This is a genomic window from Rubidibacter lacunae KORDI 51-2, from assembly GCF_000473895.1.
Lineage (GTDB): Bacteria > Cyanobacteriota > Cyanobacteriia > Cyanobacteriales > Rubidibacteraceae > Rubidibacter > Rubidibacter lacunae.
This window is the reverse complement of sequence record NZ_ASSJ01000076.1, coordinates 33,245-45,477: the sequence shown is the minus strand read 5'-3', so window position 1 is coordinate 45,477 and position 12,233 is coordinate 33,245. Positions and strand designations below refer to the sequence as shown.

Annotated in this window: 11 protein-coding genes and 1 pseudogene; 7 read left to right on the top strand and 5 right to left on the bottom strand. The window is 57.5% G+C overall.

All coding sequences use genetic code 11. The features are described from left to right. The first annotated feature begins 64 nt into the window (after positions 1-64). Positions 65-706, top strand: coding sequence for a hypothetical protein (locus tag KR51_RS19820; RefSeq protein WP_022608546.1), 642 nt, complete (start codon positions 65-67; stop codon positions 704-706). On the opposite strand, the gene KR51_RS13290 is transcribed toward KR51_RS19820, so the two are convergent. Together KR51_RS13290 and KR51_RS13285 are read right to left on the bottom strand one after the other, a co-directional pair. Beyond that, complete coding sequence (locus KR51_RS13290; protein WP_022608544.1) at positions 626-1,387, bottom strand: SDR family NAD(P)-dependent oxidoreductase; 762 nt, start codon at positions 1,385-1,387, stop codon at positions 626-628. The genes KR51_RS19820 and KR51_RS13290 overlap by 81 nt on opposite strands. Before the next feature lie 199 nt (positions 1,388-1,586). Then, positions 1,587-2,159 carry a hypothetical protein gene (locus tag KR51_RS13285; RefSeq protein WP_022608542.1) on the bottom strand — a complete coding sequence of 191 codons (573 nt, stop codon included), beginning with the start codon at positions 2,157-2,159 and terminating at the stop codon, positions 1,587-1,589. Positions 2,160-2,480: 321 nt separating this feature from the next. On the opposite strand from KR51_RS13285, the gene KR51_RS13280 reads away from it, so the two are divergent. Then, positions 2,481-3,431: a DUF389 domain-containing protein gene (locus tag KR51_RS13280; RefSeq protein ID WP_198016787.1), complete on the top strand. Its 951-nt coding sequence runs from the start codon at positions 2,481-2,483 to the stop codon at positions 3,429-3,431. A 653-nt stretch (positions 3,432-4,084) separates the two neighbouring features. Here the strand turns inward: KR51_RS13280 and KR51_RS21015 are convergent. Continuing rightward, complete coding sequence (locus KR51_RS21015) at positions 4,085-4,216, bottom strand: hypothetical protein (protein ID WP_269634913.1); 132 nt, start codon at positions 4,214-4,216, stop codon at positions 4,085-4,087. A 624-nt stretch (positions 4,217-4,840) separates the two neighbouring features. Between KR51_RS21015 and KR51_RS13270 the strand changes: the two are divergent. From KR51_RS13270 to KR51_RS13250, 5 genes and pseudogenes are all read left to right on the top strand, one after another. Next, positions 4,841-5,674, top strand: a pseudogene (locus tag KR51_RS13270) (prohibitin family protein); the annotation flags it as partial. Positions 5,675-5,889: 215 nt separating this feature from the next. Then, a complete protein-coding gene (locus KR51_RS13265; RefSeq protein WP_022608535.1) occupies positions 5,890-6,789 on the top strand; it encodes an alpha/beta fold hydrolase in 900 nt (299 codons plus the stop codon). A 154-nt stretch (positions 6,790-6,943) separates the two neighbouring features. Then, the gene (locus tag KR51_RS13260; protein ID WP_022608534.1) at positions 6,944-7,297 is read left to right on the top strand and encodes a rhodanese-like domain-containing protein; all 354 of its coding nucleotides are present in this window, start codon (positions 6,944-6,946) and stop codon (positions 7,295-7,297) included. A gap of 144 nt (positions 7,298-7,441) precedes the next feature. Further along, positions 7,442-8,542 carry a heat-inducible transcriptional repressor HrcA gene (gene hrcA, locus KR51_RS13255; protein ID WP_022608533.1) on the top strand — a complete coding sequence of 367 codons (1,101 nt, stop codon included), beginning with the start codon at positions 7,442-7,444 and terminating at the stop codon, positions 8,540-8,542. Positions 8,543-8,629: 87 nt separating this feature from the next. Then, entirely contained in the window at positions 8,630-9,361 is a 732-nt protein-coding gene (locus KR51_RS13250) for a hypothetical protein (protein ID WP_022608532.1), read from the top strand. Between the two features lie 220 nt (positions 9,362-9,581). Here the strand turns inward: KR51_RS13250 and hisA are convergent, their stop codons facing one another. Next, positions 9,582-10,355, bottom strand: coding sequence for a 1-(5-phosphoribosyl)-5-[(5-phosphoribosylamino)methylideneamino]imidazole-4-carboxamide isomerase (hisA, locus tag KR51_RS13245; RefSeq protein ID WP_022608531.1), 774 nt, complete (start codon positions 10,353-10,355; stop codon positions 9,582-9,584). Between the two features lie 514 nt (positions 10,356-10,869). After that, complete coding sequence (locus tag KR51_RS13240) at positions 10,870-12,216, bottom strand: cobyrinate a,c-diamide synthase (protein ID WP_022608530.1); 1,347 nt, start codon at positions 12,214-12,216, stop codon at positions 10,870-10,872. Positions 12,217-12,233: the final 17 nt, after the last annotated feature.

The window sequence follows — 12,233 nt, the reverse complement described above, 5'->3', positions numbered from 1 at the left end:
GCTCTAGTAGGAGATATTGCTCATCGGGCAAAGGTCTCACGAACCGAGACACAAGGCAACACGGATGAGTTATCAATCCCATCGCGAGGCATTCGTCCGGCCGTGGCTTAACTTTAGTGTCGCCGGGCGTAAGCCAGATTACGACAGCGATCGCGCAGATTTCGACGCAATTAATGGGAAGATATGCCGCTTGCCGATGCTGTTTCCCCACCGCGTCTGTTTAGGACCGAGCGACACTCGTCTGCGCGTTCTCCACGAACCGGGCATCGATACCGGCGCGCTCGCACCGCAGTTCGACTTGAGCGCGTTCGACGCGCCGGACCTATTCTTCGGGGAGCTGGCAGTGTCTGCGGCAGCTACAGCTGGCAACCAAACAACCGTTACCGACGCAGGACGCTTCGGAGCAGTCGAGATCGTGCAATCTATAGCAAATGGTTGGCGATCGCGTCATGAAAACATTGTCACAACTCGTGCGTGCGCCACGTCATCAGGTTGTGGCGAGGATACACGAGCGATGTTGCCAAGCTGCGAGATTACTATCCGAGCTCGCAGCTTGGTAACATTTCTTGTTTTTGTCGCGTTTGTGCCGAGCTGCGATGGTCTGAAGGACTTGTGGATTCAGAGCTTACCACGGCAAACGGGAACCATCCCACGAGTAAAATTCACCCGAGCAGTGGGTATCGAGTCCGTCGATAACCGTGCGTAACTGCGCGACCGTCTGTTCGATCGGGAACAACTTCTCCGGCGGCACGTTTTTCTGAAAGGGCTGAGAAAGGCGCGTGTTCGTCGTGCCGGGGTGCAGCGCCACCACTATCGCCTGGGGACTCTTGCGGCGATACTCGTTCGCGATCGTCCGCACGAACATATTCAGGGCTGCCTTCGACGCGCGGTAGCCGTACCACCCCCCCAAGTGATTGTCGCCAATGCTGCCGAGCTTGGCCGAAATCGTTGCCAGCACGCTGCGTTCGTCGTGGGTCAAGAGCGGCAGTAGGTGCTTGGCCAGCAGTGCGGTCGGAATACTATTAATCGCAAAGTAGCGCGACAGGTGCTCGGCATCGAGCTGGCGCAGGCTCTTCTCCGGACGCAGTTCTGCATCGTGCAGGATGCCCGCGCAGTTAACAACTAAATGCAAGCGATCGCATGTTGCGCCGATCTCGGCAACGGTGGTGCGGATTTGGGCTTCATCTGTTGCATCGAGGGGCAGGCAGAATAGCTTTCCCTCAGAGCGCCGCTCGCGATCGCGCAGATCGATTGCTGTTTCCGGGTGACGAAAGGTCGCAAAGACGCGCGCGATCGCCGGATCGCCCAGCAAGCTATCCACAAATCCCAACCCGATCCCGCGGTTCCCCGCGACGATCAACGTGTTGGCAGGCGATCGCTCGACCATCGATTTAGCATTCCCTCGTTCGTCACGCTTGCCATCCTAACGGGAGCGACCCCAACCCGATTCCGCAACTGCCCGCTGCGATCGGGCGTCGGTCGGCGATCGCCCGATTGTGAGCGCAACATCCCCCGCGAATCTCCAGGGCGCAATCGGCAAGCAGTTCTAACCAAACGGCGATCGAGACGTCTGTCCAGTCGGGAAGCTAGCGGCAGCCATAAGCGGCTAATCGATAGGTTGCTGATGGTCGATTCGTGCTGCTTGCGTCGACTCGCAGGCGGGAAGGCTGACCGGTCTGGGCGGAACCGCTCAGACCGTGAAGTTGTTGCTCGAATAACATCAAGCCTTCGCGCAGTATTTCCACGTTGGATCTGTTTGGATAGTCCAAGGTCAGGGTAATGCGGTACTCCGCCGTCATTAACGCCTGAAGTTGGACGATGTAGGACGAAAAAGGTGGACTTGCAGGTACGAGAAAGTTAGTCTTGCGATTGCCGCGACCGGCGATGATATTAACGAGCGGTACTCCCGACAACAACGAACCGCCCCCAGCAACCACTTCGTCGGTGCCCGACTGCTCTTCCAGCAACGGCGTGCAAGTACCATTATCTGGAACGCCTACCCCCGAGACAACTGAGGGCAAACCTTGCTCGACGCGCACGCACCGAGAGTTTTGTGGGAAACTCCTACACAATTGCTCCAGAGACACTTGTTGGGCACGGGCGGGCAGACTCCAGGAGAGCGCTACACCGGTCAAAATCAACTTATAAATCGAACGCATTGCAGATAATTCGGGACTGACCGCTCTATCAAAGCACTTCTCGATCCAACTTTGCCAGACGTGCCATCGAGTGCATAGTGCTGCTGCTGCCGTGCTGCTAAGCGATCGCCTATGCTGACTCGTATCGCATCTTCGGTTCCGCTTGTCGTTGTCACAAGCGTTTGATTTATGTCCTTGCCAGTGGAAAAACATTCCCCGATCGAAACCGTTCGCCCGCACCGAGCACGGTGGTGGCAGCGTTTCAGCGAAGCACCCATACCAGCAAGCGAATTAGAGTCAGCATTTGAAAACGAATCAAACTCTAAGTTTGAGTTCTTTTTGATGCTGGGATTGGCAACAGCAATTGCAACTCTAGGACTAATGCTAAATAGCGCGGGTGTCATTATAGGTGCCATGATCGTCGCACCGCTGATGAACCCTATCCTCGCACTGTCCTACGCCGCAGTTACTGGCAGGCGACGTTTGTTGCTGGACAGCAGTGTCATGCTGTTGCTTGGTATTGCATACACGCTTGCAATCTCCTACGTCATCGCGTTTTTTTTGGAAGCCGATCTGACGAACACTGAAATTCTTTCGAGATCGACGCCAACCCTATTAGATTTAGGCATCGCTCTTGCTGCGGGCTGTGCGGGTACCTTTGCTAGAACGCGTCGGTCTATTGCTAATGCTTTACCTGGGGTTGCTATCGCCGTAGCCTTGGTACCACCCCTCTGTGTAACTGGCATCGGGCTTGCTTTATCCCCCGAGGCACTACTCAACCTCCAATACCGAGGTTTGGAAACATCGTTCTCGCTCGAGCAAGGGGCTTTCGTATTATTTTTAACAAACTTAGTGGCAATTATTTTCTGCGGAGGACTGGTTTTTCTCTCTCAGGGCTATGGGAGTTTGCGAAAGGCTTCGATCGGCCAGACTGGAGTCATCCTTTTACTCCTCCTGATTATTCAACTGCTCGGATTCTATCCGCTTCAGAAGCGCGCGCTTGAATTCGATCTTATTCGCAGTTTGCGCGCGCTAGCTCAAGAAAGACCCGAATACTTTGAAGCTGAGAGCACGGGATTTCAGGTAGTGGAGGCAGATAAAATCCTTCTATGGATTTCGTTGCGGGCACCAAAGGGATTATTCGATGGCGAAGAAGTACGCCTAATAGAGGCACGTTTATCTGAAGACTTACACCGCCCAGTCGAAGTTGTATTGCGCGTCACACCCTATGAAGTCATCGATGGCACCAGTCCGTTAGCAAGCCCGCCTCTGGAGGGAAAAGAGATGGAGTGACGCGATCGCTAGACCGCCCCAGATTGGTCAAGATTCCCAAAAAGCGCAGGTCCTTATCGCGATGCGCTTTGAGCCGAGCGACACCGGCTGCCTAAGGGGGAAAAAGCCAAGCCTCCTATCAGCCGCATCTCCGCGATTGTGAACGGTCGCTCGGCTAAGCCCCACTTCATTGCTGGCGTACTCCCTTCTCTAGCGATGGATGCACTTGCACTCGGTTGTGCGGAAATCCCGGTAAAGTCACACTGCGTCGGTGTCCAGCTACCTTCTTCGTATAACGTTTTGCTTCCGAAGGTAGGCGCTGCATCGACGCCGCAGAATGGCATTGAAGGTATACAGATGATTTTCATGTACTTCCCCTGCGCCGCTGATGACCCCGAACGGATGCTCGGCTTTGCACCTCACACGTCGGGGGTTGCCCCTGGGACTTCTTCACCGCGCAGACCACTTCCAGCCCCTCGCGCCAAAGTTTCCGATAAGCTATTCCCCAATCCCTAGCTCGCATCAACCTTTCATGAGCGATCGCCCACAGAACCAGGCTTTAGCGACGCTCCCCATCTGCGAATAGTCGCACGATGTCCGCTGGAGATGCCCATTCCCAAAAGTCACCCATCGCCTAAGCTAACAACTGTGCTTTGCACCGACCACTCCAACTGCTAATCCAGCAGCAGCTCGCGCGCTCCAGTAGTCTCTTCGTCGACCCCGGACTTAACTAGCAGGGCAATTGCGTCCCAGCTTGGTGTAAGTTCTCGATCGCGCTCCACCGTTATCGCTGCTTGGTCGGGCACCGGCGGTGACTATGCCTAACTTTGGACTGCAAGTTGCTGCTCTAAAGGATGATGCTGGCGAGCGAGACGGACTCAACGAGCGCGCTGGCGCGAATGCCCAAGCCTTCGCGCGCATTTTCAAGCTGCGTTCGACTCGTTTGAGGAGAGTGCACAACTCCGACATCGTGTGCCTGTGCAACATTCAAGCGGCGGTCGCAATCGCGGTGACAGTAGCATTGGGCAGGGGGGACCAGTGGGCCGAGGGATCGGGCTGACATGAGGCAGAGCCGACAGGGACGATTTGGTTGCCTTGGCAGTAGAGAAATGACTCAGACATGAGCTCTGAAGCGCAGGAATAGACTCTATGTCAGCCTTATCCCTTCTCCCAATCGGTGTCCCGGTGTCCTTGCCCAGTAACATGCCATATACTACAACCGCACTAGCTCAGAGGTCGTAGCTAGAGCTGGTTGCGAATCTTGGGAGTGATTAGATAGCTGTCAATATTCGAGTTTTGTAGTCACCGACCCACTTGAAAGCCCCTATATATGGGGAATCCAAGATATGCCCTACAATTTTGCCAGTGCTTGCGGCTGCCTGATAGGCTGATAGTGAAAAAAGGCCGAACATTTCGAGGAGACTGGAATCTTGTCAGGTCAGTCAGGGCAAAGCTTACAAGCAGTGATCGGCGGCATTGTCGCAGCACTTGTCGTCCTCGTAGGACTCAATTCCTTTGTCATCATCAATCCCGGTCAAGCCGGGGTGCTGAGCATTCTTGGCAAAGCCCAAGACGGTGCGCTTCTGGAAGGGATCCACTTCAAACCTCCGCTGGTTTCGACCGTGGACGTGTACGACGTAACGGTACAAAAGTTTGAAGTGCCGGCACAAAGCGCAACTAAAGACTTGCAGGATCTCACTGCAAGCTTCGCGATTAACTTCCGTCTCGACCCGACGCGCGTCGTCGATATCCGCCGTACCCAAGGCACGTTGGGGAACGTGGTCTCGAAAATTATCGCGCCGCAAACTCAAGAGGCATTCAAGACCGCAGCTGCACGCCGTACGGTCGAAGAAGCCATTACCAAGCGCAGCGAACTGAAGGAAGACTTCGACCTAGCGCTCAACGAGCGTTTGGAAAAGTACGGCATTCTCGTTCTCGATACCAGTGTGGTCGATCTAAATTTCACGAAAGAATTCGCCCAAGCTGTTGAAGACAAACAAATTGCCGAGCAGCGGGCGCAGCGTGCGGTCTACATCGCTCGCGAAGCCGAGCAGCAAGCCCAAGCCGAAATCAACCGTGCCAAGGGTAAAGCCGAAGCCCAGCGACTGCTTGCCGAAACCCTGCGCGCTCAAGGCGGTGCACTGGTGCTGCAGAAAGAGGCGATCGAGGCCTGGCGTCAGGGGGGATCGCAGATGCCGCAGGTCTTGGTTATGGGCGGCAATAGTAACGCCAGCGTGCCATTTCTGTTCAACCTCGGCGATCTGAACGACTTGGGCGATCGCCCCGGCCCCGAGGAAACCTCACCCTCAGGCGCATCCTCTCCTTTCGAGCGCGACAGTAACAGCAGTTTCGGTACCTCATCGCCCTCATTGGGCGCATCGAATACCCCGCCGCCGTTCCGTGCGTTGGACGCTAGCTCGCGTTTTAGCCCGTCGAGTTCGAGAAGCTCGAACAACTAGGTGGGCGCGAAACAACATCGGTGCAGAAAAAACAGTTCCCGAGCTTCTTGCCGGCGGAAGCGGCCGCATTAAGCGAGCCGACATCGCTCGCGATCGCCGAGCAGATCGAGCGCTTGGACGTGCCGACGCCGCTATACCCGCAGCCAATTCCAACCGCGTATGTGCGGCAAGGGCAACGCAAACCGCCGCTGCTCCTGCTGCACGGTTTTGATAGTTCGCTGCTGGAGTTCCGCCGTTTGGCTCCACTCCTGAGTACCGAGCGCGAGGTATGGGCTTTGGACCTCCTCGGTTTTGGCTTCACGGAGCGGGTGCCGGGCTTGCGTCTAGGTCCCGATGCGATCGCAGAACACTTGCGGGCTTTCTGGCAAACTGCGATTGCAGAGCCGGTCGTGCTCGTGGGGGCCTCAATGGGCGGCTCGGCAGCGATCGCCTTCGCACTGGCGCATCCCGAAGCAGTGGCGCAGCTGGTGCTAATCGACAGTACGGGTATTGCTAGCGGCCCGGCTTTGGGAAAGTTTTTACCCCTGCCGGTGGCAGCTCTAGCGGCGGAGATTCTGCGACCCCCGCGCGTCCGAGCCGCCATCTGTCGGGCAGCATTCCACGATCCCAACTCGGTCACCGCCGACGCCGAGCTGTGTGGATCTCTGCACGTGCGCATGCCAGGCTGGCGGAGGGCACTGGCGGAGTTCACGCGCAGCGGTGGATATGCCTCCGTATTACCCAACCTTGGAGCGATCGCGCCGCCGACGCTGATCGTCTGGGGACGAGGCGATCGCATCCTCGGCACGAAAGACGCCGATCGCTTCGCACGCGGCATTTCCAACAGCAAACTTGTATGGATCGAGCGCGGGGGTCACGTGCCACACGTTGAAGCAGCTGCAGAAGTAGCAGCAGCAATCCGCTCCTTCTTGGGCGTTTAACGGGGTGTAGAAATCATTCGCAGGTGGGTTGGCATTGTCGGCCGGCGTCACCATAACCACACCTGAGGCGATCGCGTTTTGCTCCGCGCGCGAAGACCGACCATTAAGATATTCCAAAGCAATTGAGAGGACTTTTTTGGAGGGTTTGACTGCTATGTCAGCTGGTGCCACAGCGATCGCCGTAGAAGATTTTGCCGAGCTGCTTGCTACCACGGCTTGTGATTCGGAGTCGGTTCAGCTAGTGGACGTGCGCGAGCCACACGAAGTTGAATTGGCCGCCATTCCCGGTTTTACCCATCTGCCACTCAGCCAGTACGAGCAGTGGTCCGGTCGGATCGGTCAGTACCTCGATCCAGATCGGCCGACCTTAGTTTTGTGCCATCACGGCATTCGCTCTGCCCAGATGTGTCAGTGGCTAAGGTTACAGGGGTTTGCGAATGTTAAGAACATAATCGGCGGTATCGATGCTTACTCCGCGCGCGTCGATGCTAATGTCCCACGCTACTAAGCCCGGGGGAGACAGAGATGGGCTGGACATTGGGGCTGATGCGGTTGCATCACGCGATCGCTGACAACTACAAACGCTCGCTCGCACCTTTATGATTAGTTAACATTCTGCATTCAAGCCGTTTGTTGTCCCCAACGTGCCGCCATGCCCTCCCGACCTCCCAAGTTGAGCGATCGCCATCAGCAGGTGCTCTCGGCTACAGTCCGTCACTACGTCGCAACGGCCGAGCCTGTCAGCTCCAAGGTGTTGGCTAGCGAGTACGACTTCTCAGTCAGCTCGGCAACGATCCGCAACGCGATGGGGTGGCTGGAAAAAGCCGGTCTGCTCTATCAACCGCATACCTCCGCCGGGCGCGTCCCGTCGGACTCAGGGTATCGGATTTACGTCGATCGCCTGATGACACCCGATCTCGCGTTCGGGCCGGAAATCGAGCAGCTGCTGGCACAGACCCTTCAAAACGGGAGCGGCAGTATCGAAGCTCTGTTGCAAGGGGCTACCCAGCTGTTGTCAACCCTGAGCGGCTACGTTGCTTTGATTACCCGCCCGCGATACCCTACCCGATGCTTGCGGCACCTGCAGCTCGTGCGTGTTGATTCCGAGCGAGTCATGTTGATTCTCGTGACCGATGCTTACGAGACGCGGTCGGTGCTGCTGCAGCTGCCGGTCGATGGTCCGGCAACAGGCGCGGCGACAGGCGCAACGATCGAACTTGCCGACGGCGAGTTACAAATGTTATCGAACTATCTCAACAGCAAGTTGCGCGGGCGATCCCTAACGGATTTGGCAACACTCGACTGGGGCGAACTCGACCGGGATTTCCAGACGTCAATGGAGCTGTTGCGCCAAGTCCTCGTGGGGTTAGTGCAAGAACAAGCTGCCGTTCCGTCCCCAGAAATTGTCGTCCGCGGCATCGCTGAAGTCCTACGACAGCCCGAGTTCTCCGAGCTGCATCAGGTACAAATGCTATTGCACCTACTCGAAGAGGAGCAAGACAGGTTGTGGCCGCTGGTGTTTGAAGTGCCACGTCCGGACGCTCCTGCCCGACGCGTGACGGTGCGCATCGGGTCGGAGAATCCACTCGGACCGATGCAGACCTGCACCCTGATTGCCGCCAATTACTCCTGCAACGATACGCCTGTGGGTAGTGTTGGCATTATCGGTCCGACGCGGATGCTATATGAGAATGCGATCGCCCTAGTTGAGACAGCTGCCGACTACCTGACTGAAGTGCTGCGCGTCGATTAGCCGGCAAATTGGTAGGCAAGTCGGCGTCGCGATTGCTGCCAATCCTCGCAGGCTTAGTATCTCTGCAGCATTGTTCGGCAGGTGAAGATGACCAACAGCATGCAAGCGCACAGCAAATCGGCGATCGGGCGGGGACTAGGCTTGATAGTCCTCTGGCTAATCTTCGCGACCTATGCCTTCCGCTTCGCACCACCAGTCGATTTCAAAGCAACATTTGTGTTGATTCGGGACCTGGTCGTCTTCAAAATTGAGGGCATCAACCCACTGGTCGCAGCGCTGTTTTACTTGATGGGCATGTGGCCGCTCGCATACGCCTGTTTGACCCTCGCAGACGGGCGCGGGCAAAGACTCTGGGCGTGGTTCTTCACGGTTGCATCGATGGCAGTGGGTGCCTTTGCACTATTGCCCTACTTGGCATTGCGATCGCCGAACGCGACATTCCCAGGGAAGAAAGGGATTCTCATTCGTCTGCTCGACGCACGGCTTACGGGCATTGCGTTTGCAACGGGGGGATTTCTGTTACTGGGATTTGGTTTATTGAAGGGCAACTGGGTGGATTTCGCAGAGCAGTTTCAGAGCAGCCGATTTATTCACGTGATGAGTCTGGACTTTTGCGTTCTTTGCCTGGCGTTCCCCGCGCTGCTCGGTGACGACATGGCGCGGCGAGGTCTGCGGTCCTCGCGAGTGTTTTGGGCGGTGAGCTTGCTACCGATAGTAGGTCCGTTGATGTATTTGTGCCTGCGACCGGCATTGCCCGAGCCCGAACGCCACCCCCAAGCAGCCAGTGTCCGCTCGTCTCCAGCAGAACCAACAGCTTAATTGCAGCTATTTCAGGCTCGACCGATTCAAGCGATCTGAACTCAGCGCGCCGGCTGGGCACCTCGAAAAATTGCTGGATTGTGGCGTAGCGGCGGCTGAATTGCCCGTGCTGCAATGTCGACTTAATGTCGTGAGTGAATCGATCGATGCGCATCGCGACGGCAGTGTCTGAACCCATATTGATGCGAGGTTCGGTTGCGATCGCGCCCGAAAGCCAAACTTACGCAAAGGTAGACGATCCGATGTCTGGTGGAACGTCCTGCCAGCGGTTGGGACCGACGGCACGTAAGGCTTCAGCAAGGTCGATGTCGCCGGTGTAGAGGGCGCGACCGACGATCGCGCCGCAGACTCCGATCGGTTCCAGTGCCAGCAAACTCAGCAAATTGGAGACCGAACCGATGCCGCCCGACGCGATCGCCGGCACGTCGATCGCACTAGCCAGCGCGCGCAGCGCGTCGAGATTCGGGCCGGACAGAGTCCCGTCGCGGTGGATGTCGGTGTAGACGACCGCTGCTGCTCCCCAATCGGCTGCTTGCCGGGCGAGGTCGGTTGCGGCGAGTTCGGACGTCTCCAGCCAGCCTCGCGTTGCCACGCGGCCCTGCCGCGCATCGATGCCTACAATAATTTGCTCGGGGTATTCTTCGCATAAATGCGCGACGAGTTCCGGTTGCTCGACAGCGATCGTGCCAACGATCGCCCGCGAAACGCCGAGGTCGAATAGTTGCTTAACGCGATCGCGATCGCGCAAGCCGCCCCCAACTTGGACGGGAATCTCGATCGCGCGGACGATCGCCGCGATCGCGTCGTGGTTGATCGGCGTGCCTTCCTTAGCACCATCGAGGTCGACAACGTGCAGCGATGCTGCCCCAGTCGTCTCCCAGCGACGCGCGACAGCAACCGGATCGTCGCCGAACACTTGCGATCGTTCGTAGTCGCCTTGGTAAAGACGCACGCACTGGCCGTTGAGGAGGTCGATCGCGGGGATTACGTCCATAGGATGCTGGAAAAGCTTGCTGACTCTGTCTATCTAGTGCAGTGTAGCCGGTTGCGCCGGTGGAAACGGACCGTTCAACGAGAGGGCACCTAGATGAATTCGCTCTAGACCGAAGATCGCTACAAGAGCATGGGCATTTCAGCCGACGGCACGCCAGAATCCCGCGATTTTTCGAAGAGTCCACAATATAAACTGCTTCGGGTATTACGAACGGTTGTGGTCACGCATGCAACGTTCGGCGTCGTTAAGGTAGACAGAATCCAAAAACTACTCCAAGATCGTTTCCAAGTCCCCCCAGGAGAGTAAAGGCAGGGGATCCAAGCATGTTGTCAGCGTTCATTTTACGAATGCAATGAGAACGTCCTTCAACCTGTAGACCCAGGCCCTTGGAGTGCACGAGGGTAATTCACGCTATAAATTCAGTTCGACCAGATGATGCCAGCCGTGAGGTGAGCCGCGATCGCGTCCGAATGTGCAGGGACTTCGATGCTCGATCCCAACAACTTGAAGGGATTTACTCGCCCCAATGTTGGCAGCGCTCCAGGAAGCGAGCGGGCAGTTCGGAACGCGTGCCCCAGTGGAGATGGATGTAGGATGCGTGCAGCTGTGCGGTTTGCCAACCTTCCATTATCAGAGTGGACGCAGCCAGTCCCTGCGTCCGGAAAAGCGGTCGATCGGGGGCAGGACCGAGCGTCGAGCGGTGAAACTCGTGTCCCCAGGCTACTTCACCACAGCGGAAGAGTGGACTGTCGCGCAGGGCGATCGCCTGCCGGTAGCCAAGGGTGAGGCGCGCGCCCATCGTTGCTGTTGCCGGTAACGCACCTACCATCTCCCAAACCCGACCGGAGAAATCGACGAGTTGCCGACACAGAAACATCAAACCACCGCACTCGGCGTAAACGGGCATGTTCGACACGATCGCCGCGCGCAAGCAATCCCTCAGCGACCGATTGGCGGCAAGTTCGGCCGCAAACACCTCCGGAAACCCACCGCCGAGATATAGCCCTTGCACATCCGGCAGTGTGTCTGCCGAGAGCGGACTCCACTCGACAAGTTCGGCACCCAAAGCGGCAAGGAGATCCAGGTTGTCGGGGTAGTAAAAATTGAAGGCGCGATCGCGGGCGATGCCGACGCGGGCGGGGAAGCGAACGCTCGCTGTCGTGGCGGCATGCGATCGTTGGGGAGCGGCTAGTAGCGGCAGCAATTGCTCCCAGTCGAACCGGGTTGCTGCTAGGTCGCTCAGGCAATCGCGCAACTCGGCTAGGTGGGCTAACTCGTCGGTCGGGACCAACCCGAGGTGCCGATCGGGAATCGCGATGCGGTCGTCGCGGCGCAGGACACCCAAGATTGGGACCTGCAAAGGTTCTAGCGCCATGCTCAATAACTCGAGGTGGCGATCGCTGCCAACGCGATTCAAGACAACGCCAGCCACGCGCACGCGTGGGTCGAAGCTGCAGAAACCGCTGACAATCGCCGCAATCGAACCGGATAGGCGCTGGCAGTCGAGTACCAGCAGAACCGGCAGCTCGAGCAAGCGGGCAACGTGGGCAGTGGACGCAAAGTCGGGGACGTCTGCGATTGGGACACCATCGAACAAGCCCATCACGCCTTCAACCAGCGCCCAGCGCGCTCCCCAGCAGTGGCGCGCGAAGCACTGCTGCACGTAGGTCGCGCTTGTCAGCACCGGGTCGAGATTGCGACAGGGACGTGCCGTCATTGCCGCGTGGAACATCGGGTCGATGTAGTCCGGACCGACTTTGAACGCTTGCACGGACCCGTATTGTGCCAAGTAGGCAAGCAGCGCCAGTGTTACCGTTGTTTTGCCCGCACCGCTGCGATCGGCACCGATTACCACTGTCATAAGTCCCTCACGACGCT